The organism is Xanthomonas sp. DAR 34887 (genome assembly GCF_041245805.1).
Lineage (GTDB): Bacteria > Pseudomonadota > Gammaproteobacteria > Xanthomonadales > Xanthomonadaceae > Xanthomonas_A > Xanthomonas_A tesorieronis.
The window spans coordinates 344,344-370,873 of the sequence record NZ_CP162490.1; the positions used below are offsets into that span (position 1 = coordinate 344,344).

A 26,530-nucleotide genomic window follows, 5' to 3' on the forward strand; every position below is an offset into this window, starting at 1 on the left:
GCCGATCGTCCGCCCGCGTGGCAGCGCGCGCAACGCTGCGGCACGGTACAACCACAGGGGGGAAACCGCGCCGCCGTTCGTCCCCTGTCTGCAACGAACCGCCCGTTCGGTTCCCGTCCGCCCCTCGAGGAGATCCGCATGACCCGTTTCGTCGGCACGTTCCGGCCCTGGATGGTGGCGCTGCTGGGCCTGTGCCTGGCTGCGCCCGCCGCCGCGCGCGACTACCGCCAGTACATGATCGGCGACCCGGCCGCGCCCACGCCTGGCCCGGTCGCGCCGGGGCTGCTGCTGATGGGCGGCGGCGACCGCAATTACGATGCGTTGCGCTGGTTCATGGCCAAGGCCGGGCACGGCCACGTGGTGGTGCTGCGTGCCTCGCAGGCCAACGAAGTGGCCGAGGAGTTCTACCGCGATGTCGGCGGCGTGGCCTCGGTGGAGACGTTCGTGTTCAAGGGCCGCGGCGCCTCCAGCGATCCGGCGCTGCTGCGCAGCCTGGCCCGTGCCGACGGCATCTTCATCGCCGGCGGCGACCAGTCGCGCTACGTGCGCTACTGGAAGGGCACGCCGGTGGCCGCCGCGCTGGACGCGCACGTCCGCGCCGGCAAGCCGCTCGGCGGCACCAGCGCCGGCCTGGCGATGCTCGGCGAATACCTGTACGGCGCAATGGACGGCGGCAGCATCACCAGCCCGGCGGCGCTGGCCGATCCGCTGGGGCCGGCGGTCACCATCGAGACCGACTTCCTGCACCTGGACCTGCTCAAGCGGGTCGTCACCGACACCCACTTCAAGGAGCGCGACCGGCTTGGCCGGCTGTTCGCGTTCCGCGCCAAGGCGGCGACGCTGGCGCCGAAGGACGCGCCGCTGATCGGCCTGGGCGTGGACGAGAGCGCGGCGCTGGCGGTGGAAGGCGACGGCAGCGCGCGGGTCTACGCCACCGATCCGCACGCCGGCGCCACTGTGGTCGCCGGCCCGCTGCAGCCCACGCCGCAGGGCAAGCCGTTGCAGGCCGCGCGCATTGAGACCGTCGGCGTCGGCCCCGGTTCGACCCTGCACCTGCCCGAGGGCCGGGTCGACACGCCGGTGTTCCATCGCTACTACACCGTGCAGGACGGGCGCATGCGTGAGATTCCGGCCACCACGCTGGTGATCCACGGCGGCGCCGGGGTCGAGCGCGCCAGCAGCAGCGCTGCCGACCTGGCCGAAGCGCGTGCGGCGATGGAAACGGCCCTGCGTACCGGGCAGGCGCTGCTGGCGCAGGGCAAGCCGGCGGTGGACGCGGTCGCCGCGGCGATCGCGGTGCTGGAGGATTCGCCGCAGTTCAACGCCGGCAAGGGCGCGGTGTTCACCCACGACGGCCGCAACGAACTGGACGCGGCGATCATGGACGGCGCCAGCGGCAAGGCCGGCGCGGTGGCCGGCGTGCACCGGGTGAGGAACCCGATCCAGCTGGCGCGCGCGGTGATGGACCAGTCCGAGCACGTGATGCTGGTCGGCGACGGCGCCGAGGTGTTCGCGCGCCAGCACGGCGTGACCCTGGTCGATCCGTCCTACTTCCGCACCGACAAGCGCTGGAAGCAGCTGCAGCAGGCGCTGAAGGAAGAGGCGAACAAGCAGGCACACGCCGACCTGCAGACCGCCAAGCACTTCGGCACGGTCGGCGCGCTGGCGCTGGACACACAGGGCAACCTGGCCGCGGGTACCTCCACCGGCGGCATGACCAACAAGCGCTACGGCCGCGTCGGCGACTCGCCGATCATCGGCGCCGGCACCTACGCCGACAGCCGCTGCGCGGTGTCCGGCACCGGCTGGGGCGAGTTCTACATCCGCGCTGTGGCGGCCTACGACATCTGCGCGCGGGTCAAGTACGCCGAGCAGAGCCTGGCGCAGGCGGCCGACGCGGTGATCGACCGGCAGATCCCCAAGGCCGGCGGCGACGGCGGCGCGATCGCGCTGGGCGCCGATGGCAGCGTCGCCTTCCCGTTCAACACCGAAGGCATGTACCGCGGCTGGATCGGCGCCGACGGCGTGCCGCACGTGGCCATCTTCAAGGACGAGGCGCTGCCGCTGCCCGGGGCGCCGTAACCCGAGCGGGTGTGCTGACCGGCTGGCGGTCGCCAGCCGGGCCATGCATTCCGGGCAAGGCCCGTCGCGACTGAAGTCGCTCCCACAAGGAACCTGACCGTCGCTGCCGTGTCGGCCAAGCCCACTGTGGGAGCGACTTCAGTCGCGACGCGGCAAGCCTTCAGCCCAGGCAGCGCTTGTGGCATCGACAACCCGACCGGATGGTCCACTCCCAGATCCAATGGCACATGCCGCCCTGGCGCAAAGCGCGTAGCGTGCGCGGCTGCCCCGCCACCATGTCCCTGTCAGGAGTTCCACCCCATGTCGCGTACCGTCGTTCTGGCCGCCGCCATCAGCCTGGCGCTGGCCGCCTGTTCCGGTAAGGAGTCCACCCCCGTGCCCGCCGCCCCCGCCGCTTCGCAGTCCCCCGCACCCGCCGCCGCCAATCCGCTGTTGAGCGCCAGCACGCTGCCGTTCCAGGCGCCGCCGTTCGACAAGATCAAGGACGCCGACTACCAGCCCGCGTTCGAAGAGGGCATGAAGCAGCACCTGGCCGAGATCCGCAAGATCGCCGACAACGCCGAGCCGGCCACCTTCGCCAACACCATCGAAGCGATGGAACGCAGCGGCGAGACCCTGAACCGGGTCCAGCGCATCTTCTTCGGCCTGGTCCAGGCCGATACCAACGACGCGCGCCAGAAGATTCAGGAAGCGGTGGCACCGAAGCTGGCCGAGCACCAGGACGAGATCAACCTGGATCCGAAGCTGTTTGCGCGGATCAAGAGCATCTACGACCAGCGCGACACGCTGAACCTGGAGCCGGAACAGAAGCGCCTGGTCGAGCGCGACTACGAGGAATTCGTGCGCTCCGGCGCGCAGCTGTCCGATGCCGACAAGGCGACGCTGCGCAAGCTCAACGTCGAGGAAACCACGCTGGCCACCCAGTTCCACACCAAGCTGGTCGCGGCCACCGCCGCCGGTGCGGTGGTGGTGGACGACAAGGCCAAGCTCGACGGCCTGTCCGAGGGTGACATCGCCTCGGCCGCGCAGGACGCCGCGGCGCGCAAGCTCGACGGCAAGTACCTGCTCGCGTTGCAGAACACCACCCAGCAGCCGGTGCTGGCCTCGCTGAAGGACCGCGAGCTGCGTACCCAGGTGATGGCCGCCTCGCAGTCGCGCGCCGAGAAGGGCGACGCCAACGACACCCGCCAGACCATCCAGCGCCTGGCCCAGCTGCGCGCGCAGAAGGCCAAGCTGCTCGGCTTCGACAGCTACGCCGCCTACAGCCTGGGCGACCAGATGGCCAAGACCTCGGCTGCGGCGCTGAAGCTGCTCACCGATACCGTGCCGGCCGCCACCGCCAAGGCGCGCAGCGAGGTGGCCGAGATGCAGAAGGTGATCGACGCACAGAAGGGCGGCTTCAAGCTCGCCGCGTCGGATTGGGACTTCTACGCCGAGCAGGTGCGCAAGGCCAAGTACGACCTGGACGAGTCGCAGATCAAGCCGTACTTCGAGCTGGACAACGTGCTCAAGAACGGCGTGTTCTACGCCGCCACCGAGCTGTACGGCATCACCTTCAAGGAACGCACCGACATTCCGACCTACAACCCGGACATGAAGGTGTACGAAGTGTTCGACCAGGACGGCACCTCGATGGCGCTGTTCTACACCGACTACTACAAGCGCGACAGCAAGTCCGGCGGCGCGTGGATGGACGTGTTCGTCGAGCAGGACGGCCTCACCGGCGCCAAGCCGGTGGTGTACAACGTCTGCAACTTCACCAAGCCCGCACCCGGCCAGCCGGCGCTGCTCAGCTTCGACGACGTTACCACCATGTTCCACGAGTTCGGCCACGCGCTGCACGGCATGTTCTCCAAGGTGAAGTACCCGTCGATCGCCGGCACCGCCACCTCGCGCGACTTCGTCGAGTTCCCGTCGCAGTTCAACGAGCACTGGGCCTCGGATCCGAAGGTGTTCGCGCACTACGCCAAGCACTACCAGACCGGCGCGGCGATGCCGGCCGAACTGGTGGAGAAGATCAAGAAGGCGCGCACCTTCAACCAGGGCTACGCGACCACCGAATACCTGTCGGCGGCGCTGCTCGACCTGGCCTGGCACACCCAGCCGGCCGACGCCCCGCTGCAGGACGTGGACAAGTTCGAAGCCGACGCGCTGAAGAAGTTCAAGGTGGACGTGGCCGAAGTGCCGCCGCGCTACCGCACCACCTATTTCGACCACATCTGGGGCGGCGGCTATTCGGCCGGCTACTACGCCTACTTCTGGTCGGAAGTGCTCGACGACGACGCGTTCGAATGGTTCAAGGAGAACGGCGGTCTGTCGCGCAAGAACGGCGACATCTTCCGCGCCAAGATCCTCTCGCGCGGCAACACCGTCGACCTGGCCACCCTGTACCGCGATTTCCGCGGCAAGGATCCCAGCGTCGAACCGCTGCTGGAGAACCGCGGCCTGAAGGACTGAGCCGCGCGTCGCCGCCAGCGGTGATCGAGAACGGGATGGCCCAACGGCCATCCCGTTTTTCGTTGCGGCAACCACGGAACGCCGCGGCGCCTTTTGTAGATACCGTCTTCCGGCCTAACAGGCAATGGCCTTTTGAGGGTCGAAGGGCGTGCGCGATTTGAGCACGCCGTAGGCGATGTGCAGCAGCTTGCGCATGGCGGCGCAGATGATCTGCTTGTTGGCCTTGCCGCGTTGTCGCATGCGCTGCTTTAGCGCACGGACGACCGGATTGTGGGTCATGGCGACCAAGGCCGGCAGGAACAGGCCAGCACGCAGGCGCGAGGAGCCAGTGCGGGAGATGCAGACCTGCCCCTGGCGCTTGCCGGACTCTTGCAGGCGTGGGTTGAGCCCGGCAAAGGCGGTCACCGCCGAAGCGCGGGCGAAGCGGTCCACGTTGCCAAGTTCGGCCAGCATCAAGGCCGCGCTGGTGTCGGCGATTCCGTCGATGCTCACCAGCAACTCGCGCTGCCCGCGCAAGGTGGGATCCTGGTCGATATGATCGTCGATGGCCCGTTCGATCTGCGCGATGCGCGCCTGCAACTGGCCGATGTTCTCCAGGATCGAGTCGCGCACCACCAGTGTAGCCACGTCCAGGCGGTTGCGCTCCATCTGCAGCATCTGCAGCAGGTCGTCCCGACGCCGCACCAGCGCCTTGAGCTGCTTGAGCGCCGGCGGATCGGGCTGCCAGCGCCGCAGCGACTCCCGGTGACGCAGGCCATAGCTGGCGATCAGCTTGGCATCGCTGCGGTCGGTCTTGACCCGGGTCAGCTGGCTGCGTGCATACAGCGCCATCTGCGCCGGGTTGAGCACGCACACGCGATAGCCCTCCCCATGGACAAACTCGGCCAGCGCCTCGTGATAGGTGCCGGTGGCTTCCATGACGATCCAGCTGTCCGGCTGCGCATGGGTCCGCAACCACGCATGCAGGGCGTGGAAGCCCTTCGGATCGTTGGGTAGCTTGGCCTTGGTGCGGTACTTGCCGTTGGCCAGGTCGATGGCCAGGTCGAAACTGCGTTTGGCGACGTCGATGCCGACGACTGGGGACATGAGAATTCCTCCGTCGGATGGGGATCACGATCATCGCTGCGCCCGGTCCTGCCTTGTGGATGCGAGTTCACGCCGAGGGCGGACTCTGGATACCGTTCGGACACCGTGGGCCAGCATGTGGAGGGCGGGAGCCGATCTACAGCACAAGCTCGAAGCTTCAGGAGCGACTGGACTTCCAGCACCTCCTCCGATGATCAGTCGGAAGACATAACGTCCTAACGGCGTCATGTCCAGATACAAGGAGCGGCTTCAGCCGCGACCGCCTCCCAGACGGAGGACGTATCCGCGCCTACCTTGCAACGGCGCAAGCGCGCCCCTCCATGCCTTCCGTCACTGGTCCCCGTACCGCGACGCGCGCACTGTCGCAATCGCAGTGCCGCGCTGTGCTCCTTCCCAATCCCACAGGTGCCTCATGACGTCGACCAACCCGCAAGACTCCCGCCTGCACCGCGCCGCGCGCTGGACGCGCAAGGAACTGCTGCCGATCGCGGTCATGCTGCTGTTGCTGACCGCCGCGCGCTCCTCGTTCGCCAATCACTACGTGGTCCCGAGCGGCTCGATGCAGCCGACCCTGCAACCCGGCGACCGCGTCGCCGTCGATATGAGCGCCTACGGCCTGCGCGTGCCGTTCACCGACTGGCGCGTGCTCGAGCGCGGCCATCCGCAGCGCGGCGACGTGGCGGTGTTCGATTCGCCGCGCGACGGCACCCGCCTGATCAAGCGCGTGGTGGCGGTGGCCGGCGATCGCGTGGACATGCGCGACGGCCACCTGTCGATCAACGGCCAGCCGCTGCAGATCGGTGGCGACGGCGACAAGGAACGGTTCGGTGGGCGCGTCGCGCAGCTGGACCTGGACGCCGGCGGCGGCCCGGACCTGTACGACGTGCGCGTGCCGCCCGGCAAGCTGCTGGCGGTCGGCGACCATCGCGGCGACAGCCTGGATGGCCGCTACTTCGGTTTCGTCGATGCCGACAGCGTCTACGGCAAGGCGCTGGCGGTGTACTACCGCCGCGGCGAAGGCCTGGAGTGGTTGCGCCTGTAGACAGCCAGCGCTCGCGGCGGCAGGCGGCGTCGTCGCCGCGTCGCGTTCAGAACGCGACGTCGGCGAGCGTACAGGCCACGTCCCACAGTCGCGCGGCCACCTGCGGATCGCGCGCCTGCCGGCCGATCCTGGCCGGTGCCGGCGCGCCTTTCAGTTCGAACGCGCCATCCGGGCCGTAGTACCCGCCGCCCGGTGCCTGCGGCGAGGTGGCGGCGTAGAGCGTGGGCAGGGCCCCGGCGGCGGCGGAATGGCTGATCCATGGGGCCAGCCACTTGGTGGCCGCGCCGATCGCGGTGCGGCGCCCGTCTACAGCCGGGCCATTGGCAACCAGCGCGGTCTGGGCGATGCCGGGATGCGCGGCGAGCGCGCGCAGGCCCCAACCCTGCGCGTCGCTGCGCCGCTGCAGTTCCAGCGAAAACATCAGCATCGCCAGCTTGGACTGCCCATAGGCCTTCCACGGCCGATAGGGACGTTCGGTCTGCAGATCGTCGAAATCGATGCGGCCTTGACGATGCGCCAGGCTAGACAGGTTCACCACGCGTGCTTCCGGCGCGGCGCGCAGCAGCGGCAACACCCGCGCGGTCAGCGCGAAATGGCCGAGGTAGTTGCTGCCGAACTGCAGTTCCAGGCCGTCGGCGGTGGTCTGCCGCTGCGGCGGCGCCATCACTCCGGCGTTGTTGATCAGCAGATCCAGCCGCGGATAGCGCGCCGCGATGCGCTGCGCGAAGGCGGCCACCGAGGCCAGCTGCGCCAGGTCCAAAGTCTCCACGTGGACATCGGCCGCCGGATGCACGGCCAGGATGGCCTGCCGCGCGGTCTCGCCCTTGCCGGGGTTGCGCGCGGCCAGCACCACGCCGGCGCCCGCGCCGGCCAGCGCCAGCGCGGTCTCGTAGCCCAGTCCGCCGGGGCTGGCGCCGGTGACGATGGCGATCTTGCCGCGCTGCGACGGCAGGTCGGCCAGGGTCCAGCGGCTCACGGCGCCACCTCCTGCGCCAGCGCGCGCCACCAGCGCTCGCCGTTCGCCGGCTGCGCCATGTCCACCCGCTCGCCCATGCGCGGCGTCGCCAGTGGCACGCCCGCCGCCGCGGCCAACGCGACGATGCGCTCGAACGGTTCGTGCCAGGCATGCAGGGCCAGGTCGAAGGTGCCGTTGTGGATCGGCAGCAGCGTGCGTCCGCCCACGTCCAGGTGCGCCTGCAGGCTCTGCTCCGGCTGCATGTGCACGTGCGGCCATTGCGCGTCGTAGGCGCCGGTTTCCATCAGGGTCAGGTCGAACGGGCCCAGCCGCTGGCCGATCGCCTTGAAGCCGTCGAAGTAACCGCTGTCGCCGCTGAAGAAGATCTTCAGCGCGTGGTCCTGGATCGCCCACGAGCACCACAGCGAGCGGCCGCTGTCGAACAGTCCGCGGCCGGAGAAATGCTGCGACGGCGTCGCGGTCAGCGTCACCCCGTCCACCGTGGTCGATTGCCACCAGTCCAGCTGCCGCACCTTGGCCGGATCCACGCCCCAGCGCAGCAGCGTGTCGCCCACGCCCAGCGGCGTCACGAACACGCCGACGCGGTCGGCCAGGCGGCGAATGGTGGCGCGGTCCAGGTGGTCGTAGTGGTTGTGCGACAGGATCACCCCGGCGATCGGCGGCAGCGCGTCCAAGGCGATCGGCGGCGCATGGAAGCGCTTGGGGCCGGCGAACGCGAACGGCGAGGCGCGCTCGGAGAACACCGGGTCGGTCAGCCAGAAGCCGCTGCGCAGCTTCATCAGCACCGTGGAGTGGCCGAGCCGGAACAGGCTGTGCTCCGGCGCGGCCAGCAGCTGCGCGCGGGTCAGCGGCAGCACCGGCAACGGCAGCGACGGCACCGTGTGCGCCGGCTTGTTGAACAGGAAGTCCCACATCAGGCGCAGGGTCGGGATAACGCCCAGCGTGCTGGTCGCGGTGGGCACCGCATTGCGGAAGCGTCCGTTGCGGAACTGCGGCGAGGCCGAGTGCGGGGACGACGAACAGCGGGGCATCGGGCGGGCGGAAGCGAGCACGGCGTTGTTCCGGAAGAGGGAGGGGATCGTAGTTACACTACACAGTGTAGTTTCCTTTGAGGAAAAGTAAACCGCTCGGTGTAAAATGTCCACATGTCCAGTTCATCCCAGCCCGCGCCGGCCCCGATGCGCCTGACCCAGCGCAAGCGCCAGGCCATCCTGGAGGCGGCGATCGCCGAGTTCCGCAGTCAGGGCTTCGACGCCACCAGCATGGACCGGGTGGCCGCCAGCGCCGGCGTGTCCAAGCGCACCGTCTACAACCACTTCCCGAGCAAGGACGCCTTGTTCGCCGAAATCCTGCGCGGGCTATGGCAGCGCAGCGTGGACACGCTCGATGTGCCGTACCGCGCCGACCGGCCGTTGCGCGAGCAACTGCTGCAACTGCTGCAGCAGAAGCTGCGGCTGCTCGACGACCCGGCCTTCATCGACCTGTCGCGCGTGGGCATCGCCCAGGGCGTGCACTCGCCCGAGCGCGCCCGCGAACTGATCGCGCAACTGGGCAGCAAGGAAGAGGGCACCACGGTCTGGATCCGCGCGGCCCTGGCCGACGGCCGCCTGCAGCCGCTGGATCCGGAGTTCGCCTCGCAGCAGCTGCAAGGCCTGGTCAAGGGCTTCGCGTTCTGGCCGCAGATCGCCATGGGCCAGCCCGCGTTGAACGCCGCGCAGCAGGCGCAGGTGGCGGAGTCGGCGGCGGATATGTTCCTGCGGCACTACGCGCGCGAATGACTGCCGCGCGCGGGCGGCGCGCCCACGCGCCAGTGCGCATTCGCCCATCGGCGGCAATGCCGCAAGCGCGCAGCGGCCTATGCGACGCTGTCGTAGTCGACCCTCAGCCCTCCGACCACACCGCCACCTCGTAACCGTCTTGATCGGCGAAATGGAAGCGGCGGCCCCCGGGAAATGCGAACACCGGGCGCACGATGCGGCCGCCGGCGGCTTCGATGCGCGCCTGGGTGTCGGCCAGGTCGTTGGAGTACAGCACCACCAGCGCGCCGCCAGGTTGCGCGGTGCCGTGGAAGAAGCCGCCGCTGAGGCGGCCGTCCCGGAATTCGCAGTAGTCCGGGCCGTAGTCCTGGAAGCTCCAGTCGAAGGCCTGGCCGTAGAACGCCTTGGCCGCGGCGATCGAGGCGACGGCGAATTCCAGGTAGTCGATGCGGTGGTGCTGGTCGGCGCGGCTCATGGCGGGCTCCGTCAAAAGGGCCGCCAGTATCCATCGCCGCGCCGCTGCCGGCTTGGCGAAAACGGCCAGCTCAGCGTGCGTGCCGCTGCACCAGCTCGCGCGGGCTGAGGCCGGTCAGCTGGCGGCTGTCGCGCACCAGGTGCGGCGCGTCGCCGTAACCGGCTTGCAGGGCGGCCGCGGTCAGCGTGGCGTGGCCGGAGGCGATGCGCAGGAAGCGCTGCAGGCGCAGGATGCGCTCCAGGGTCTTGGCGCCGTAACCGAACGCGTCCTGGCAGCGGCGCCGTAGCGAGCGTTCGCTGATGCCCAGGCTACGCGTGAGCTCGGCCATGCGCGGCGCATCGTCGCCGGCCAGTTGCGCGAACACCCAGGCCATCGGCTGGTCCGCCACGAGTGGCCGGCTGGCGCATAGCGCATGCAGCACCGCCAGCGGTTCGCTGCCCTCTTCGAGCCGTGCCTGCCAGTCGCGGCCACGGCCGTTCCACAAGGCGTCCAGCGCGATGCGTTGGTCGGCGATGGCGTGCAGCGGGACGCCGAGCAGGCTTGCGCCCGCGCCGGCAGCCAGGCGCACCCCGCTCAGCACGCTGCCCGGCGCCAGGGTCGCGACGCTGGCGCCGCGGTCCGGCCCGGCCACGAACAGCACGCGTCCGTCCCAGATCAGGTCCACGCAACCATCCGGCAGCACTTGCGTCGGCAGCGGATCGGCAGCGCCCTGGCGAAAGCGCCAGCTGCAGCGCAGGCGATCGCGCAACGCCGGCGGCGCGTCGATTTCGGCGTAGCGGGAAGACGCGGGCAAGGCGCTGGTCATCGGCGGCTGGGCGATGCATTGCAGATTACGCCATGCACCGCTGCCCGATGGCGTTGCGCCTGCTTCGCGCATGCCGCGCAGCGCTCGCGCTGCACGCGCAACGCTGGCGGCTCGCTCGACATCGCGCGGCGCTCAGCGATGGGCGCGGCCCGGGTCCAGCGCGTCGGCGCCGGGCGCCTGCCGCTGCCGGTGGAACCACGCCACCATCGGCGAGGCCATCAGCGTGGTGACCAGGGTCATTCCGAATAGCAGGGTGAACAGGTCCGGGCCGATCACGCCGCTGTCCAGGCCGATCTTGATCACCACCAGTTCCATCAGTCCGCGCGCGTTCATCAGCGAGCCCACGGTCAGGCTGTCGCGCCAGTCGTGGCCGCTCAGGCGCGCGCCCAGCGTGCAGCCGACCAGCTTGCCGAGCACCGCCACGCCGACCACCAGCACGAAGCCGGCGATGCCGGCACCCGCGAACGCGCTGGGGCTGGTGGCCTGGCCGGCGACCGCGAACAGCACCGGCATCAGCAAGGTGATCGCCAGCGGTTCGATGCGCCCCGCCAGGTGTTCCAGCAGGCGGTCCTCGCGCGGCAGGCAGATGCCGAACAGGAATGCGCCGAAGATGGCATGCAGGCCGATCCACTCGGCCGCGGCAGCGCAGGCCAGCAGGCCGATCAGCACCCAGACCAGGGCGGTCGGCGCATAGCGGCCATCGTGCGCGCGGGGCTGCAGCAAGCGCGCGAACGCGGGGCGCAGCACGCCGAACACCACTGCGATCAAAACCAGTGCGCCGAGCGCGGTGAAGCCGACGCCGCCGTGCGCATTGCCGCCGGTCAGGGTCAGCACCACGGCCAGGAAGATCCACACGGTGGCGTCGTCGATCACCGCCGCGCCCAGCGCCAGGCGGCCGGCCGGCGTGCGGGTCATGTTGCGGTCCTTGAGGATGCGCGCCAGCACCGGGAACGCGGTGACCGACATCGCCGCGGCGATGAACAGCGCGAACGGCCAGAAGCCGATGCCGTGCGGCGCGAAGCGCGGGTACAGCCATGGCGCCGCGGCCAGGCCGAGCAGCAACGGCAGCGCGATCCCGGACAGGCCGACCGCCACCGACGAGCGCACCTGCGCCCTGGTGCCTTCCGGCGCGCGCAGCTCCACGCCGACAATGAACATGAACAGCACGACGCCGAGGTTGGCCAGCCCGGACAGCGGCGGCAGGCTGACAGGTGCGAACAACGCGCCGTGCAGGTCCGGCAGCCATGCGCCGAACACGATCGGCCCCAGCAGCAAGCCGGCGGCCATCTCGCCGATCACCGGCGGCTGCCCGATGCGCTGCAGCAGCACGCCGCACAGGCGCGCCGCGCCCAGGATCACCGCCAACTGCACCAGCAACAGCGTGGTTGGATTCATCGCCTCAGCCCTTCCCCTGGATCGAATCGGCGTGCACGTCAGGACGCGCGCGGTGTGCGCGTTCGTCGCCCCCTCCCCCTGCTGCGCCGGTCGAGCGGACCGAGAGGCGCAGCGTGCGATCAGTCTATGCCGATCGCCGCGCGCGAGTCAGCCGCTGCGGCGGACCGGGAACCCTGTCTCGGCTTCACGTGGATGCGGGCTGCCTCTGCCGGCCGAAACACTGCGCTGCCGATACGCGCCGTAGGCACGGATCAGCGCTCCGACGGCCCGCTCTCGTCGTAGCCGCGCGGGGTGAACAGGTCCGGCTGGATCAGTTCGATGAAGGCGCGCGCCTGCGGCGACAGGAACTTGCCTTTGCGCACCACCACGCCATAGCTGCGCGTGGGGAAATAGTCGCCGAGCGAGCGCGTGGCCAGCTTGCCGCGGTCGGCCTCGGTGACGCAGATCGAACTGACGATGGAGATGCCCATGCCCATCGCCACGTATTGCTTGATCACCTCCCAGCCGCCCACTTCCAGCGCCACGGTGTAAGGCACCCGCGCCTGCTGGAACACCAGGTCGACCAGGCGGTAGGTCACCTGGCGCTTGGGCGGCAGGATCAGCGGATACGGCGACAGGTCGTGCAGGCTGAGCTTGGGCGTGTTCGCCAGCGGGTGGTCGCGCGGGGCGATCAGTAATTGCTCGAAGCGGTACACCGGCGCATAGCTGAGGTCGGCCGGCACGTCGAGCATCGAGCCGACCGCCAGGTCCACCGCGTCCTCGCGCAGCAGCTCGGTGCCGTCGGCGCTGATCGCGTTGTGCAGGGTCAGGCGCACGTCCGGGTGGCGCGCGCGGAAGTTCTCCACGATCTTCGGCAGCAGGTACAGGATGGTGGAACTGTTGGCGGCGATGTTGAGTTCGCCGGCATCCAGCCCGCGCGCCTTCTCGCGGAAATCGGCCTCCAGCCGGTCCAGGCTTTCCACCAGCGGCTGTGCCATTTCGTACAGCAGTTGGCCCTCGCGGCTGGGGATCAGGCGCCGCCCGCTGCGCTCCAGCAGGACCACGCCCAGCTCGCGCTCCAGCGCCTGCAGTTGCAGGGTCACCGCCGGCTGGCTGACGAACAGCGCCTCCGCCGCCCGTGAGACCGAGCCCAGGCGTACGGTCTGGCAGAACGCGCGCAGCGGCTTCAGCCGGTCGGATTTGTAAGGAAAACGCGGAGTTGCGGTGCCGCGCGTGGCCATGGCGTGACAAATATAAGGTGGACTTATTTAATGCATTGATAAAACTGTATTGTCAAATACATGCCGCGGAAGCACGGTGAGGGCCCGGAAACACCGAGGAACCCCACCATGTCCGCCGCCGCCTTCGCCGCTTCATCCCCGTCCGCCGACCGCTCCACCCCCGGCATCACCCTGACCGCCGCCCTGGCCGGCCAGGACGCGCTCCTGCCGCCGGCGGCGCTGGCCTTGCTGGTGTCGCTGCACCGGGCGATCGAACCCGAGCGACAGGCGCGGCTGGCAGCACGCCGCGAACGCCAGGCCTATTTCGATGGCGGCGGCCTGCCCGACTTCCGCGCCGACACCCAGGCGATCCGCGACGGCGACTGGCGTGTGGCGCCGCTGCCGGCCGCGCTGCAGGACCGCCGCGTCGAGATCACCGGCCCGACCGATCCGAAGATGGTCATCAACGCGCTGAACTCCGGCGCCAAGGTGTACATGGCCGATTTCGAGGACTCGACCGCGCCGACCTGGCGCAACCTGGTCGCCGGGCAGCGCGCGCTGGCCGAGGCGGTGGCTGGCACGCTGACCTTCAGCGCGCCGCCGGCGCGCGACGGCAGCCCGGGCAAGCGCTACGCGCTCAAGCCCTACGACGAACAGGCGGTGCTGATCGTGCGCCCGCGCGGTTGGCATCTGGACGAGAAGCACGTGCTGGTCGACGGCCAGCCGCTGGCCGGCGGCCTGTTCGACGCGGCGCTGTTCGCCTTCCACAACGGCCGCGCGCTGCAGGCCAAGGACCGCGGCCCGTACCTGTACCTGCCCAAGCTGCAATCGATGGAAGAGGCCGCGCTGTGGGAGGCCGCGCTGTCGCACATCGAGGCGATGCTGGGCCTGCCGCAGGGTCAGATCAAGGTCACCGTGCTGATCGAGACGCTGCCGGCGGTGTTCGAGATGGACGAAATCCTGCATGCGCTGCGCGAGCGCATCGTCGGCCTGAACTGCGGCCGCTGGGACTACATCTTTTCCTATCTGAAGACCTTCCGCCGCCACCCCGACCGGGTGCTGCCCGAGCGCGGCCAGGTGACCATGACCCAGCCGTTCCTGAAGGCGTATTCGGAACTGCTGATCCGCACCTGCCACCGCCGCGGCGCGCATGCGATGGGCGGCATGGCCGCGCAGATCCCGATCGGCCACGACGAGGCGGCCAACGAACAGGCGATGGCGCGGGTGCGCGCGGACAAGCTGCGCGAAGTCACCGCCGGTCACGACGGCACCTGGGTCGCGCATCCGGCGCTGATCCCGATCGCCCGCGCCATCTTCGACGAACACATGCGCGCGCCGAATCAGCACGACGTGCGCCGCGAAGACGTGCAGGCCGATCGCGACACGCTGATCGCGCCGTCCGCCGGCACCATTACCCGCGCCGGCTTCGAGGGCAACATCGAAGTGTGCGTGCGCTACCTGGCGGCGTGGCTGGACGGCAACGGCTGCGTGCCGATCCACCACCTGATGGAAGACGCGGCCACTGCCGAGATCAGCCGCAGCCAGCTATGGCAGTGGTTGCACGTGGGCGGCCTGCACCTGGACGACGGCACCGCGATCGACTTCGCACTGTTCGACGCCTGCATGCGCCAGCTGCCGGCGCGCCTGGGCGAACGCGCGCTGCTGCCCGGCGGCACGCGCCTGGACGACGCCATCGCGCTGCTGGACACGCTGACCCGCAGCGACGAGCTGGCCGAATTCCTGACCTTGCCGGCTTACCAGATGATCGATTGAACGTCGGGATTGGGGAGTCGGGATTGGGGATTCGCAAGAGCGGATTTCCATCCTTCCCCCGAGTCGACCGCAACACCTCCACCGTTTCATCGCCGTATCCATTTCCGAGGAGAACGCAAGATGAGCACCACGTTGCAGACCGCCGAACAGATCCAGCACGCCTGGGATACCGATCCGCGCTGGGCGGGGATCACCCGCAACTACACCGCCGCCGACGTGGTGCGCCTGCGCGGCACCGTGCACGTGGAGCATTCGCTGGCCCGGCTCGGTGCCGAGAAGCTGTGGAAATACCTGCACGAAAAGGACTTCGTCAACGCGCTGGGCGCGCTGACCGGCAACCAGGCGATGCAGCAGGTCAAGGCCGGACTCAATGCGATCTACCTGTCCGGCTGGCAGGTCGCCGCCGATGCCAACCTGGCCGGGCAGATGTATCCGGACCAGTCGCTGTACCCGGCCGACTCGGTGCCGGCGGTGGTCAAGCGCATCAACAACACGCTGCTGCGCGCCGACCAGCTGCACCACGCCGAAGGCAAGGACGAGATCGACTTCCTGCAGCCGATCGTGGCCGATGCCGAGGCCGGTTTCGGCGGCGTGCTCAACGCCTTCGAACTGATGAAGGCGATGATCGAGGCCGGCGCCGCCGGCGTGCATTTCGAAGACCAGCTGGCCTCGGTGAAGAAGTGCGGGCACATGGGCGGCAAGGTGCTGGTGCCGACCCGCGAGGCGATCGAGAAGCTCAACGCCGCGCGCCTGGCCGCCGACGTGCTGGGCGTGCCGACCCTGCTGGTCGCGCGCACCGACGCCGAGGCCGCCGATCTGGTGACCAGCGACATCGACGCCAACGACCGCCCGTTCACCACCGGCGAGCGCACCGTCGAAGGCTTCTTCAAGACCCGCAAGGGCCTGGACCAGGCGATCAGCCGCGGCCTGGCCTACGCGCCCTATGCCGATCTGATCTGGTGCGAGACCGGCAAGCCGGACCTGGAATTCGCGCGCAAGTTCGCCGAGGCGATCCACGCCAAGTTCCCGGGCAAACTGCTGGCCTACAACTGCTCGCCGAGCTTCAACTGGAAGAAGAACCTGGACGACGCGACCATCGCCACGTTCCAGAAGGAAATCGCGCGTTACGGCTACAAGTTCCAGTTCATCACCCTGGCCGGCTTCCACGCGCTGAACTACTCGATGTTCAATCTGGCGCACGGCTATGCGCGCCGGCAGATGAGCGCCTTCGTCGAGTTGCAGGAAGCCGAGTTCGCCGCCGCCGACCGCGGCTTCACCGCGGTCAAGCACCAGCGCGAGGTCGGCACCGGCTACTTCGACGCGGTGACCCAGGCGATCCAGCAGGGCCAGTCCTCCACCACCGCACTGAAGGGCTCGACGGAAGAAGAGCAGTTCCACGGCGAAAAGGCCGCCTGACCTGCAGCCAGGCGTCCATTGCTTGCCGATCCCCATGGGAGGGGAGAGCCCGGGTTCGCCCGGGCTTTTTTTGCATGCGCGGTGGCGCGCGTGTCGGCGGCGGTCCTGTGTCTACCAGGTGCGACAGGACAGGTGCGGCGTCGCCGTACCGTTCGGCGCCATGCCGATTTCAGGTCCTTTTGCCGTCTCCGCCCGAGCGAGATTGGCTGTGATCCCATCGGCGGCGATGCGCTCAGATGCTATGCTTTGCGCAAGATGGCGGGCGACGCCAGGAGCAGTAGGGGGCTGGATGAGCTGCGACAGCGCCGCGTCCAATGCACGCGAGACAATTCCGACGGTTGCTGTGGTTGCCCCCAAGCCCAATGAGCTGACGGTGCTGACCGCGGCGGAGTTGCGTCTGTTTTCCGAGTTCGGCCGCGCGCGCAGCGTGCGCGCCGGCGACGTGCTGTTCCGGCGCGGCGACGGCGGCAGCGCCATGTTCGTGATCAGCAGCGGCGTGATCGATCTGGATTTCGGTGAGGACCTGGTCGTCAAACATCTCGGACACGGCGAATTCTTCGGCGAACTCGGCCTGCTGATCGGCAACCACATGCGCAGCGCCGACGCCATCGCCGCCAGCGACGGAGTGCTGGTGGAACTGGACCACGACGATTTCCAGCGCCTGGTGGAGCGCGATCCGGGGCTGGTCGCCTACTTCCTGCGCCGTACCATCATGCGCGTGGTGATGAACGAACAGACCCTGATCCGCCAGTTGCGCCGCCGCAACCACGACCTGGAAGCGGCGCTGGACAATCTGTACGCCACCACCCACCAGCTCACCCAGACCGAAGAGCTGGTGCGCACCGACGAGCTGACCGGCCTGCACAACCGCCGCGGGCTGATCCTACGGCTGCAGGAATGCCGCCGCGACGGCCGTTCGCCGGGTCCGGGCCTGCTGCTGATCGACTGCGACCGCTTCAAGCGCATCAACGACGAGCACGGCCATCTGGTCGGCGACCGCGTGCTGCAGAACGTCGCCAACATCCTGCGCTCCGTCGCCGGCCAGGACGACATCGCCTGCCGCCTCGGCGGCGACGAATTCTGCCTGCTGGTGTCCACCGGCAACGCCGACGATCTGCGCCGCATCGGCGAGTTCGTGATCGCCACGGTGCAGAACCTGCTCGGCGTGCCGCACCCGTTGCCGCACATCTGCCCGGTCAGCATCGGCATCAGCCGGGTCGATCCGCAATCGGACTGGAACGACTGGTACGCCAATGCCGATGCCGCGCTGTACGAGGCCAAACGTCTCGGTGGCAACCGCTTGTATTGGCACGACCTCGCCTCCGGCTCGCACTGAGCCCACCAAGAACCCTCGAGCTGCCCATGAACGACGTCCACCAGCCGCAGCCCGACGCCCCGCAACTGCGGACGCTGCTGCTGACCGACCTGTGCGATTCGATGGCGCTGGTGGAACGGCTGGGCGACACCAACGCCGCCGAGCTGTTCAAGCTGCACGACTCGCTGGTGTTGGAACTGCAACAGCGCTGGCGTGGGCGCCTGATCGACCGTTCCGACGGCCTGCTGTTGCTGTTCGAGCGGCCGATCGACGGCCTCGGTTTCGCCCTGGACTACAGCCGCGGCCTGCGCGAGTTGGGCGCGCAGCGCAACCTGGAACTGAAAGTGCGCGCCGGCCTGCACGTGGGCGAGGTGCTGACCTGGCGCAACAGCGATGCCGCGGTGCAGGTCGGCGCCAAGCCGCTGGAAGTGGAGGGCCTAGCCAAGCCGACCGCGGCGCGGCTGATGACCCTGGCCCGGCCCGGGCAGATCCTGCTGTCGGCGGTGGCCGAATCGCTGACCCACCGCGCCGCGCGCGAACTGGGCGAGCGCGGCGAGCGCCTGCTGTGGAAGTCGCACGGCCGCTGGCGCTTCAAGGGCGTGCCGACGGCGCAGGAGATCTACGAAGTCGGCGAGATCGGCAACACCCCGTTGCGCGCGCCGAAACCGACGCCGAAGGCATGGCGGGACATCCCGCTGTGGCGGCGTCCGGCGGCGCTGCTGGCCGAGGCCGGCCTGATCGCCGCGGTCGCGGTCGGCGTCTGGTTCGCCACCCGTCCGCAGCCGGCCATCGCCTTCGCCGAGCGCGACTGGGTGGTGGTGGGGGATCTGCGCAATCTGACCGGCGACACGCTCTACGACGATACGATCGAGACCGGGCTGCGCATCAGCCTGGAACAGTCGCGCTACGTCAATGTGCTGGCCGATGCGCGCGTGCGCGAGGCGCTGAAGATGATGCAGCGCGACCCCGGCGTTGCCGTGGATCGCAAGCTCGGTGCGGAAATCGCCCAGCGCACCGGCGCGCGCGCCTTGTTGCTGCCCACCGTTTCCGACGCGGACGGAAAGGTGCGGATCAGCATCGAAGTGGTCGATCCGGCCACGGAAGCCACGGTCGTCACCGAGTCCGCGACGGCGCGCGGCCCGGGATCGGCGGTGGCGGCGTTGGGCGAGGCCGGCGACTCGTTGCGCAAGGCGTTCGGCGAGAGCGTGGCGTCCATCAAGAAGAGTTCGGCTCCGCTGGAGCGGGTAACCACCGACAAGCTCGATGCGCTGCGTGCGTTCTCGCTGGGCCAGAAATCATTTGCGGAGCAGAATCTGCCAGCGGCGGAAATGCAGTTCAGGCAGGCGCTGAACCTCGACCCGAACTTCGCCATGGCCAAGATCGGCCTGGCGCGCGTGGCCTACAACAAGACCGACGTGTTCAGCGCGCAGCAGCAAATGGCCATGGCGATCGGGGATACGGGCAGGCTGACCGACCGCGAACGGCTCTATGCGATGGCGCAGATGGCGCTGTTCCGATGGGAAAAGGATTATCCCGGCAAGTGGGTCGCCCTGTCGTCCCTGTATCCGGATTATCACGTGGCCGCCTTCAATGTGGCGTCCAGCATGCGCGACGGTGCACGCTTCAAGGAGATGTTCGAATACAGCGACCGCGCTTCGGCAACGCAGGCCGTTACCCGTCCGGTCGCACTGACTTTCAGGGCGATCGCACGCTCGGCCTTGGGCAACGTGGCCGAGGCCGAACGCGACTATCTCCAGGCCGAAGCCTTGGGTTACCGCAAGAATTCCGTCGAGTTTTCGCTGATCAAGGCCGCCGAATCGAAGTTCAAGGAAGCCGACGCGATGTTGCGTCCGGTTCCCGGAGAGCCGCCATTCGCGAAGAACGAGCGCGCCGCCGCGAACCTCAACGTGATGGCCGATCAAGGCGAGTGGGACAAGGCCGCGCAGCAGGCCGACGCGCTCAGGGCTGCGGTTGCCGATCCGCATACGCCGTTCGAATGGGGCGCGCGGACCTCCGCGCTGGCGATCATGCGCCATACCTCCGACAGAAAGGCGGTTGTGCGGGAAGCGCAGACGCTGGTGACGCTGGCGGACAACGGCCTGCACAACAGCGCGGGCCGGGCGCAGGAAGCGGTGGCGAACGCGGCGCTCTATGCGGGCTATGTCGCGGCGTGCGAAGGCGATATCGCCACCGCCCAGCGTGCCTTGAAAGTGGCCAAGCCGATCGCCGACATCGCCCCCTATCCTCTGCTGAAGAATTCTTCGGCCATCGTCGAGGCCCGGATCGCGATGCGGTCGGGAAAGCCCGACGCAGCGCTGGAAATCCTGAAACCCTTCGATCAGCCCTGGGCGCTGACCTTGACCAAGGTCGAGCGGCTATCCGCCGAGGCGGCGCTGGGTCGGGATGTGGGCGAGCAACTCGCCGCCATGAAAACGGTGGCCTGGCGCGGTCGCGTCTATGCCGAATGGGCGGCCGAACGGCCGCCCGTGATCGAATCGCTGTCGTCGCTGCAGCAACTCAGCGACAAAAAACCACCCAGCCAAGGCTCGCTTCGAACTGCTTCGCCAGAAGGTCCAGATTCGCTTCGATCTCTTCCTTGCTCGGGAGATTCACGCTCTCGGGCAAAATGCTCGGATCGAGGTTGAATCCATATTCGGCGAACGCCGCGGCAGGATTCTGTTCCATGGCAGCGCGGAAGGCATCGTCGCTGGCGAGGCGTTGCAGCAGGGACCGTGCATTATCTAGTGTGGTCATTTAGTTTGCGCTCGTGGATGGTTTTTATTGCCCAAGTGATTGATGCGTCGCGATCAACGGCTTGGGATTCAAGTGTAGCGTGTTTTTCGTGGCATCAATGTTGCCGACGCCGTTGGCGCCGATCACCATCGTCGTGAGCGGGTCCAGCGACAGCAGCCGGCCTGCATCGATATCGTTGATGGCGGCCGTATAGAAGGCGCCGAGATCGCGTTCCGTCGCCAGCAGGTAGAACGTCTGGCTCAGGTGGCCGGAGTCCAGCAGCACCGCCTTGTAGGCCTTGGGGTGACGGCGGTATTTCCAATGGTGCCGATCCAGCCGCGCGACATGGAAGACGAGCGCGCTGGAGTCGGCGAAGTAGGTTTGTCCGATGGTCAGGTCGGCGGCCAGCGTTCTGGCTTCGGCCTCGGTCAGGTCGATTATCTTGACGAGCCTGTGGGCATCGGATTCGTAGTGATAGAACCCCGGCGCCAATCCTTCCACATCGATTATCAAGGGGTATGCCTCGATCGGGTGCAACGACCCGCCGGAAGGGCTGGTGCGGCGTACGGCGACATGACCGGGTGCGATTTCCTCGGCCCCGATCGCGCCGAACGTACCGAACAGCATGCGCGACAATTCGGTCAGGGCGAGTGGGCGCGTCCGATCGAAATGCCGGGTGGTGCGCCTGGCAAGCAGGACATCGGCAACGTCGCCTTGCAGCGTTTCGGTGGGAAGCGGGACCGCACCGATCCCGTCCTCGCGCTTCGGGAAATGCGGGGGAAGCGGGCCATACGTGGCAATGTGCTTGTCCAGCCGCGCGCGCTCGGCCGCATTCCCGTGCTCGCGGCTGCCTTCGTCGCCGACCACGCCCGACCACGCGCTCATGCGGTGATAGACGCTGGCCAGCGGATGCCACCCCACGGTTTCGAGCGTCGCCTGGCCGGCCAGGATGGCGGCGCTTGTGCTGTCCGGAACGTCGCAAAGCACGATTTCGTCCGCGATCATCCTGTCGATGAAGGCGGCATCGCAATTGTGCTTTTGCATGACCTCGCCAGCTTCGGTCCAGGAATTCCCCGGAAGCGAGGCGACGATGGCCAGCGCCTCGGGCGAAAGCGGAATGCGTTTGCCGCTGAGGGGGCACAGCAGGGCGGTGGCGATGCTGGTATCGAGGACGACCGAGCCGTTGAGCAGCGCGCTGATATTGGGGAAGAGCACATCCCCGATTTCGATGATGCAGTGAAGTCTTCGGCGTAATTTCATCTGGATGGGTTTGATCGCTGACGGTAATGCGGACGAAGTTGACAGACCTGGCGCTGTGTCGCGCGTAAGGGCGGACCGATGACGTATCGTTTCCACCGTTCAAGTCTTGTGCGCTGGCATGCGATCAGTATGCCGAAGGAAATGGCCGCGGCGTGGCCGTTGCGACAGTTGATCGGCATCCACCCTGGCTTGCCGCACGACCGGCCATCGGGTGCGGGGACGAGTGCGCCGGTTTAGGTCCCGGATCGTGTCGCCATGCGGTATCGGAAGCGGGGTGCCCCGCACCGGCCGACGAAGTGGACAGCGCATGCAGCGGGCACGGATCCGTTGCGCCAAGAGCCGCTGGTGGTCTGCGGCTTCGGTTGGCCGGCGCCGGCGTTGACCACCACGGAGTTAGATCCGACCGATGCGGTGTGGCAGGCCAGCGACTCCCCATGCTCCGACAAGTACGCGTAGCAGTGGTAAGGCATCTCCCGTCAGCGTCAGCGCGGATGCCGCAGCACTGCGGCTGCGCCGCTGTAGTCGCGTTGCCGTCTGGCGCTAGTCGCTGCCGTGTTCAGCGGCCCTAGCGGTGCGCCGTTGCGGTTGCAGCCGCGGTCGCTTCGTCGGATGCCGCCGATTTGGCCGGCTTGTCGGTGTGTTCGAGCAGATCCAGGCGCTTGCCGCCCGGCAGCCGGTAGTCCAGTTGCTGCTCCAACGCATCGAGCTCTTTGACCTGCACGCACAGCGCGTTGGCCCTGGCTTCCAGCACCTTGCCACGTGCCTCCATGCGCCGCTCCATGTCCTTCTCCATCGCGTCGGCACGTTTATCGATGTCGTCGGCGCGGCCGGTGAACACCGCGAACATCACCCCGCGGGTCAGCGCGCCGGCCATTTCCTCGGCGGCAGCGCTGACGTCGGCTTCGAACGCCTTGTCGAACGGTTCCTTCTGCCATTGGCCTTTGCCGAGCGTGCGATCGAGGTGGGCGAGGGCGTCGTCGCGGTGCCGCTCGATCTCGCGCGCCTTGCTGCGGCTGCCGGTGAGCGCTTCGACCACACCGCCCAAGGCGTCGAAGGTGATGCCGACCACTTCGCGGGCGATGCTTGCCACCTCGGGCATCAGTGTCTGGGCACCCTGTTCCATCTGCCGCACGCGTTGGACGTCGGCACTGCTGAGCGGCTGCGCGACCCCGTCCACCTGCAGGCGTCCGTCGTGCAGGAACACGCTCTTCGGGGTGCCGGCGCTGCGGGTCAGGGCGACGCCGGTCCTGTCGACGATGACGTCGTAAGGCGTGGAGAAGCCGCATTGCTGCGAGGAGAACTGCGGGCCGGCGCTGGCGCTTGCGGCGGCGCCGAGCAGGGAGAGGGTGCAGACGGAAAGCAGCAGGCGCATGGCGGCGGTTCCTTCAACGATGGCAGCAGCATCGCGGCCCGGCCGTGCCCTGTCGTCTGCGGGAAGTCAGGGTGCGGGAAGTCATGCCCGCATCGCGGCGCGCCAGCGAGCCCACGCGGGGTCTAACCCGGCGGGCTCTCGGGCATTTTCCAATGCTGGAGCAGCGGGCCGTGCAGGCCGGCGACGGGGTCGCTGGACGGAAACGGCAGCTGGGCGATGCGCTGGATCGCCTCGGCGCTGGGCGCCTGCCGGCAGACGTCCCAGGCCTGCCCGGCGGGATAGGCGCCGACCACCAGGAAGTCGCTGCTGGAGGCGATGCAGCGATGGCCGGTGCCGGCAGGCAGCAGCAAGGCGTCGCCGGCCGCCAGCGTGGTGTCGGGGCCGCCCGGGCCGCCGATGACCAGCCGCGCGCTGCCGCTGGCCACGCCAAGCACCTCGTGGGCCGTGGAGTGGTAGTGGTGGTAATCGTAGATGCCATCGCGCCATTGCGGCGGCCAGCCGTGGGCGGCGAAGCGGCGTTCGAAGCCGGCAGCATCGCTCTCGGCGTCGGCCTGGCGGTACAGCAGGACCGGCAGGAACGGATGATTGGGGACCCAGTCGTGCGGTGGCAGCAGCCAGTGTTCCAGTTGCATCGGCGATTCCTCGAGGCATGGCGTGGCGGGCGGCGAGTGGCCGCCGTCGCGGATCATGCTAGCCAGGCCGCGTCGCCGCGACGTCATGGCGCGATGCGGCGGCATCGCCACGCTGTATTGCGCATGCATCGGCCGATACGGAAGTGCCGAAGCCATCCGCCGGCTTGCGCCACGACCGCGAGCGCTGTCGGGATCGCCCGCGCTGCCGCTATTCGCTTCAGTGCAGAGGGGCCGGCCCCGCGTCGACACGATGGTGCGTGCCCAGGTCCCCGACCATGGCGGCGCTGGCGGCGTTCAGTCCCGCCACCTGCACCTGCGCGCCATGGCGGCGGAACTTCAGCACCACCTTGTCCAGCGCGCCGATGGCGCTGATGTCCCACAGATGCGCCTGCGACAGATCGAGGGTGACCCGCGCTGGCGCGTGGGCGTAGTCGAACGCGGCGGCGAAGCTGCCGGCCGAGGCGAAGAACAGCTGGCCGCTGATGCGGTAGGTGTGGCCGCCATCGGCGTCCTCGGTCCTGGCGATATCCAGCATGCGCCCGACCTTGCGCGCGAAGAACAGCGCCGACAGCAGCACGCCGGTCAGCACGCCGCGCGCCAGGTCGTGGGTGGCCACGGTCACCACCACGGTGGCGAGCATCACCAGGCTGGAGCTCTTCGGATGCGTACGCAGCTGCGCCAGCGAGCGCCAGCTGAAGGTGCCGATCGAGACCATGATCATCACCGCCACCAGCGCCGCCATCGGAATCTGTCGCACCCATGGGCCGGCGAACACCACCAGCATCAGCAGCACACTACCGGCGACCAGCGTCGACAGGCGGCCGCGGCCGCCGGATTTCACGTTGATCACCGACTGCCCGATCATCGCGCAGCCGGCCATGCCGCCGATCAACCCGCTGGCGATGTTGGCCGCGCCCTGGCCGATGCATTCGCGGTTCTTGCCGCTGGGGGTGTCGGTCATGTCGTCGACGATCTGCGCGGTCATCATCGATTCGAGCAGGCCGACGACCGCCATCGTCGCCGACACCGGGAACACGATCTTCAGCGTTTCCAGCGTCCGCGGCACGTCAGGCAGCAGGAACGTCGGCAGACTGTCGGGCAACTGGCCCTTGTCGCCGACGGTGGGCACGGCGATGCCGAAGTACAGCGCCATGCCGGTCAGCAGCACGATCGCCACCAGCGGCGACGGCAGCGCGAGCGTGCGCGTCCAACGATGGCCGAGCAGCAGGGCCGCGGCACCGACTGCCGCCACGGCATACAGCGCCCGCGTATCGAGGCTGCCGGCGGTCAGCGCGGCGCCGAGCAACAGCAGCCACAGGCCGAGTCCGGCAAAAGTGCGCTGCGACAGCCATGGCAGGCCGTAGATCACCAGCAGGCCCAGCGCCACCAGCGGGTAGACCGGTGCGGGCACGCCGATCAGTTCCGGCAGCTGCGCCATGAAGATCAGGATCGCCAAGGCGTTGACGAAACCGGTGATCACCGAGCGCGACACGAAGCGCATCAGCGCGCCGAGCTTGAGCAGGCCGGCGCCGATCTGCAGCACACCGGTCAGCAACGTCGCCGCGAGCAGGTACTGCAGGCCGTGTTCCTTGACCAGGCCGACCATCAGCAGCGCCATCGCGCCGGTGGCGGCGGAAATCATGCCTGGCCTGCCGCCGACGAAGGCGATCACCACGCAGATGCAGAACGAGGCGTAAAGCCCGACCTTGGGGTCGACCCCGGCGATGATGGAGAAGGCGATGGCCTCGGGGATCAGCGCCAGCGCGACGACCAGGCCGGCGAGCACGTCGCCACGGAGGTTGCCGAGCCATTGCTGGCGCAGCGGGGGATAGAGATTCACGAGAAAACGCTCCTGGCGCCGCGCCCGTCGCGGGGCGGCGCTACACGAATGGAAAACCAGAACACACCGGGCGTCCCGCCAGGGGACAGCGTGGAAAAGCGCGGCGCGGGTGTCAGGGTGGCGTCATGTCGTGGCGTGGGAAGCGGAAGCGGGCGGCGATGCGCTGCGTGCGGCGCAAAGTATAAAACAATCGTGCCGATGCCGGTCTGGCGCTGCTTCCCATTTGCGCGCGCTGCGATGGATGCAGCGCTGCATCTGCCGGCATGCGGCCATGCGGCGAGGAGCACGCTGCCTCCCGATGCGGCCGTGCATCGCCGAAGGCGTGCCTGCCGAGGTCTGGCCGCGGAACGCGCCGTCCCATCGCCGGAGGGGAAGTGGCTCACAATCTCCTCACTATTTGCGCGCAAAATGCACGGATCGGAGTGCGCGACGTGGAGCGCCAGCGAATGAACGACTTACGCATCGACCATATCGACGCTGCCTTGTCCGCACTGGACCAGATCGACCCGCAACGCAAGGCGGCGTTATGGCAGTGGGCGTATCTGGAGATGCTGCACGAAACCCTGAGCGCGATGCATCAGTTGTCGCACCGGGTCGGCGTGGCCGAGCTGGTCGCCGATGCCTGGCTGGCGCCAGTGGACGTGATCGCACTGGACCAGACGTTCCTGGACCGTGCCACGCTGGCCGATCCGCGCGTGCAGGCCTTCGCGTTGGTGTTGGCCGACGCATCCTCGCGCCAGTCGCGCGCAGAGCTGTGGCGCAGCGGCTACGCCAGCGCTGTGCAGGCCACGCTGCAGGGTATGCAGGCGCTCGCCGGCAAGCACCGGATCGATGCGCAGGTCGCTGCGCCGTTGTCGTCCGCCTGAGCGCTGCCTCGAACGGTAATGCGGCGCGGAGAACGTTGCTGGTGACGTG

20 protein-coding genes and 2 pseudogenes are annotated in these 26,530 nt (G+C 68.5%); 10 read left to right on the plus strand and 12 right to left on the minus strand.

Going from position 1 to position 26,530, the window contains the following annotated elements:
• Positions 1-333: 333 nt before the first annotated feature.
• From AB3X08_RS01535 to dcp, 3 genes and pseudogenes are all read left to right on the plus strand, one after another.
• A pseudogene (locus AB3X08_RS01535) lies at positions 334-855 on the plus strand (cyanophycinase); the annotation flags it as partial.
• A 261-nt stretch (positions 856-1,116) separates the two neighbouring features.
• Positions 1,117-2,082: an isoaspartyl peptidase/L-asparaginase family protein gene (locus tag AB3X08_RS01540; protein ID WP_369938378.1), complete on the plus strand. Its 966-nt coding sequence runs from the start codon at positions 1,117-1,119 to the stop codon at positions 2,080-2,082.
• 300 nt (positions 2,083-2,382) lie between these two features.
• Entirely contained in the window at positions 2,383-4,539 is a 2,157-nt protein-coding gene (dcp, locus tag AB3X08_RS01545) for a peptidyl-dipeptidase Dcp (protein ID WP_369935759.1), read from the plus strand.
• A gap of 114 nt (positions 4,540-4,653) precedes the next feature.
• Here the strand turns inward: dcp and AB3X08_RS01550 are convergent, their stop codons facing one another.
• The gene (locus AB3X08_RS01550) at positions 4,654-5,625 is read right to left on the minus strand and encodes an IS110 family transposase (RefSeq protein WP_369934106.1); all 972 of its coding nucleotides are present in this window, start codon (positions 5,623-5,625) and stop codon (positions 4,654-4,656) included.
• 412 nt (positions 5,626-6,037) lie between these two features.
• On the opposite strand from AB3X08_RS01550, the gene lepB reads away from it, so the two are divergent.
• Positions 6,038-6,667 (plus strand): signal peptidase I, encoded by a 630-nt coding sequence (gene lepB, locus AB3X08_RS01555; RefSeq protein WP_369935760.1) that lies wholly within the window; start codon positions 6,038-6,040, stop codon positions 6,665-6,667.
• Between the two features lie 46 nt (positions 6,668-6,713).
• Here lepB and AB3X08_RS01560 read toward each other — a convergent pair whose 3' ends face one another.
• Positions 6,714-7,643: an oxidoreductase gene (locus AB3X08_RS01560; RefSeq protein ID WP_369935761.1), complete on the minus strand. Its 930-nt coding sequence runs from the start codon at positions 7,641-7,643 to the stop codon at positions 6,714-6,716.
• Positions 7,640-8,674 carry an MBL fold metallo-hydrolase gene (locus AB3X08_RS01565; protein WP_369938379.1) on the minus strand — a complete coding sequence of 345 codons (1,035 nt, stop codon included), beginning with the start codon at positions 8,672-8,674 and terminating at the stop codon, positions 7,640-7,642. Before AB3X08_RS01565 ends, AB3X08_RS01560 begins: the two co-directional genes overlap by 4 nt.
• Before the next feature lie 114 nt (positions 8,675-8,788).
• Here AB3X08_RS01565 and AB3X08_RS01570 point away from each other — a divergent pair, with 114 nt between their 5' ends.
• Positions 8,789-9,421: a TetR/AcrR family transcriptional regulator gene (locus AB3X08_RS01570; protein WP_369935762.1), complete on the plus strand. Its 633-nt coding sequence runs from the start codon at positions 8,789-8,791 to the stop codon at positions 9,419-9,421.
• A gap of 103 nt (positions 9,422-9,524) precedes the next feature.
• Here the strand turns inward: AB3X08_RS01570 and AB3X08_RS01575 are convergent, their stop codons facing one another.
• The 4 genes from AB3X08_RS01575 to AB3X08_RS01590 all read right to left on the minus strand — a co-directional run bounded on the left by AB3X08_RS01575 (position 9,525) and on the right by AB3X08_RS01590 (position 13,295).
• Complete coding sequence (locus tag AB3X08_RS01575; protein WP_369935763.1) at positions 9,525-9,875, minus strand: VOC family protein; 351 nt, start codon at positions 9,873-9,875, stop codon at positions 9,525-9,527.
• A gap of 70 nt (positions 9,876-9,945) precedes the next feature.
• On the minus strand, positions 9,946-10,680 hold the full coding sequence (locus AB3X08_RS01580; RefSeq protein ID WP_369935764.1) for a helix-turn-helix domain-containing protein: 735 nt from the start codon (positions 10,678-10,680) through the stop codon (positions 9,946-9,948).
• Between the two features lie 132 nt (positions 10,681-10,812).
• Positions 10,813-12,075 (minus strand): cation:proton antiporter, encoded by a 1,263-nt coding sequence (locus AB3X08_RS01585; protein ID WP_369935765.1) that lies wholly within the window; start codon positions 12,073-12,075, stop codon positions 10,813-10,815.
• A 251-nt stretch (positions 12,076-12,326) separates the two neighbouring features.
• Positions 12,327-13,295, minus strand: a complete 969-nt coding sequence (locus AB3X08_RS01590) for a LysR family transcriptional regulator (protein WP_184413905.1) — start codon at positions 13,293-13,295, stop codon at positions 12,327-12,329.
• Between the two features lie 108 nt (positions 13,296-13,403).
• Between AB3X08_RS01590 and aceB the strand changes: the two genes are divergently transcribed.
• The 4 genes from aceB to AB3X08_RS01610 all read left to right on the plus strand — a co-directional run bounded on the left by aceB (position 13,404) and on the right by AB3X08_RS01610 (position 20,423).
• Entirely contained in the window at positions 13,404-15,047 is a 1,644-nt protein-coding gene (gene aceB, locus AB3X08_RS01595; protein ID WP_369935767.1) for a malate synthase A, read from the plus strand.
• A gap of 120 nt (positions 15,048-15,167) precedes the next feature.
• On the plus strand, positions 15,168-16,463 hold the full coding sequence (gene aceA / locus AB3X08_RS01600; protein WP_369935769.1) for an isocitrate lyase: 1,296 nt from the start codon (positions 15,168-15,170) through the stop codon (positions 16,461-16,463).
• 289 nt (positions 16,464-16,752) lie between these two features.
• The gene (locus tag AB3X08_RS01605) at positions 16,753-17,799 is read left to right on the plus strand and encodes a sensor domain-containing diguanylate cyclase (RefSeq protein WP_369935771.1); all 1,047 of its coding nucleotides are present in this window, start codon (positions 16,753-16,755) and stop codon (positions 17,797-17,799) included.
• A 26-nt stretch (positions 17,800-17,825) separates the two neighbouring features.
• On the plus strand, positions 17,826-20,423 hold the full coding sequence (locus AB3X08_RS01610) for a putative peptide modification system cyclase (protein WP_369938381.1): 2,598 nt from the start codon (positions 17,826-17,828) through the stop codon (positions 20,421-20,423).
• Here AB3X08_RS01610 and AB3X08_RS01615 read toward each other — a convergent pair.
• From AB3X08_RS01615 to AB3X08_RS01635, 5 genes and pseudogenes are all read right to left on the minus strand, one after another.
• Positions 20,365-20,532: pseudogene (locus AB3X08_RS01615) on the minus strand (NHLP-related RiPP peptide); the annotation flags it as partial. The gene AB3X08_RS01610 and the pseudogene AB3X08_RS01615 overlap by 59 nt on opposite strands.
• 24 nt (positions 20,533-20,556) lie before the next feature.
• Positions 20,557-21,771: a putative peptide maturation dehydrogenase gene (locus AB3X08_RS01620; RefSeq protein WP_369935773.1), complete on the minus strand. Its 1,215-nt coding sequence runs from the start codon at positions 21,769-21,771 to the stop codon at positions 20,557-20,559.
• A 565-nt stretch (positions 21,772-22,336) separates the two neighbouring features.
• On the minus strand, positions 22,337-23,143 hold the full coding sequence (locus AB3X08_RS01625; RefSeq protein WP_369935775.1) for a DUF2884 family protein: 807 nt from the start codon (positions 23,141-23,143) through the stop codon (positions 22,337-22,339).
• A gap of 122 nt (positions 23,144-23,265) precedes the next feature.
• On the minus strand, positions 23,266-23,775 hold the full coding sequence (locus AB3X08_RS01630) for a cupin domain-containing protein (RefSeq protein ID WP_369935777.1): 510 nt from the start codon (positions 23,773-23,775) through the stop codon (positions 23,266-23,268).
• Between the two features lie 217 nt (positions 23,776-23,992).
• Entirely contained in the window at positions 23,993-25,615 is a 1,623-nt protein-coding gene (locus AB3X08_RS01635; RefSeq protein ID WP_369935779.1) for a SulP family inorganic anion transporter, read from the minus strand.
• 446 nt (positions 25,616-26,061) lie between these two features.
• Between AB3X08_RS01635 and AB3X08_RS01640 the strand changes: the two genes are divergently transcribed.
• Positions 26,062-26,481 (plus strand): hypothetical protein, encoded by a 420-nt coding sequence (locus AB3X08_RS01640; protein WP_369935780.1) that lies wholly within the window; start codon positions 26,062-26,064, stop codon positions 26,479-26,481.
• Positions 26,482-26,530 lie beyond the last annotated feature (49 nt).

What these genes read in the sequence shown, in the direction of transcription:
- AB3X08_RS01620 (WP_369935773.1), bottom strand. Translation starts at nt 21,771, where the DNA reads ATGAAATTACGCCGAAGACTTCACTGCATCATCGAAATCGGGGATGTG.
- lepB (WP_369935760.1), top strand. Translation starts at nt 6,038, where the DNA reads ATGACGTCGACCAACCCGCAAGACTCCCGCCTGCACCGCGCCGCGCGC.
- AB3X08_RS01610 (WP_369938381.1), top strand. Translation starts at nt 17,826, where the DNA reads ATGAACGACGTCCACCAGCCGCAGCCCGACGCCCCGCAACTGCGGACG.
- AB3X08_RS01565 (WP_369938379.1), bottom strand. Translation starts at nt 8,674, where the DNA reads ATGCCCCGCTGTTCGTCGTCCCCGCACTCGGCCTCGCCGCAGTTCCGC.
- aceB (WP_369935767.1), top strand. Translation starts at nt 13,404, where the DNA reads ATGTCCGCCGCCGCCTTCGCCGCTTCATCCCCGTCCGCCGACCGCTCC.
- AB3X08_RS01605 (WP_369935771.1), top strand. Translation starts at nt 16,753, where the DNA reads ATGAGCTGCGACAGCGCCGCGTCCAATGCACGCGAGACAATTCCGACG.
- aceA (WP_369935769.1), top strand. Translation starts at nt 15,168, where the DNA reads ATGAGCACCACGTTGCAGACCGCCGAACAGATCCAGCACGCCTGGGAT.
- AB3X08_RS01540 (WP_369938378.1), top strand. Translation starts at nt 1,117, where the DNA reads ATGCGTGAGATTCCGGCCACCACGCTGGTGATCCACGGCGGCGCCGGG.
- AB3X08_RS01640 (WP_369935780.1), top strand. Translation starts at nt 26,062, where the DNA reads ATGAACGACTTACGCATCGACCATATCGACGCTGCCTTGTCCGCACTG.
- AB3X08_RS01585 (WP_369935765.1), bottom strand. Translation starts at nt 12,075, where the DNA reads ATGAATCCAACCACGCTGTTGCTGGTGCAGTTGGCGGTGATCCTGGGC.
- AB3X08_RS01575 (WP_369935763.1), bottom strand. Translation starts at nt 9,875, where the DNA reads ATGAGCCGCGCCGACCAGCACCACCGCATCGACTACCTGGAATTCGCC.
- AB3X08_RS01550 (WP_369934106.1), bottom strand. Translation starts at nt 5,625, where the DNA reads ATGTCCCCAGTCGTCGGCATCGACGTCGCCAAACGCAGTTTCGACCTG.
- AB3X08_RS01630 (WP_369935777.1), bottom strand. Translation starts at nt 23,775, where the DNA reads ATGCAACTGGAACACTGGCTGCTGCCACCGCACGACTGGGTCCCCAAT.
- AB3X08_RS01580 (WP_369935764.1), bottom strand. Translation starts at nt 10,680, where the DNA reads ATGACCAGCGCCTTGCCCGCGTCTTCCCGCTACGCCGAAATCGACGCG.
- dcp (WP_369935759.1), top strand. Translation starts at nt 2,383, where the DNA reads ATGTCGCGTACCGTCGTTCTGGCCGCCGCCATCAGCCTGGCGCTGGCC.
- AB3X08_RS01625 (WP_369935775.1), bottom strand. Translation starts at nt 23,143, where the DNA reads ATGCGCCTGCTGCTTTCCGTCTGCACCCTCTCCCTGCTCGGCGCCGCC.
- AB3X08_RS01570 (WP_369935762.1), top strand. Translation starts at nt 8,789, where the DNA reads ATGTCCAGTTCATCCCAGCCCGCGCCGGCCCCGATGCGCCTGACCCAG.
- AB3X08_RS01590 (WP_184413905.1), bottom strand. Translation starts at nt 13,295, where the DNA reads ATGGCCACGCGCGGCACCGCAACTCCGCGTTTTCCTTACAAATCCGAC.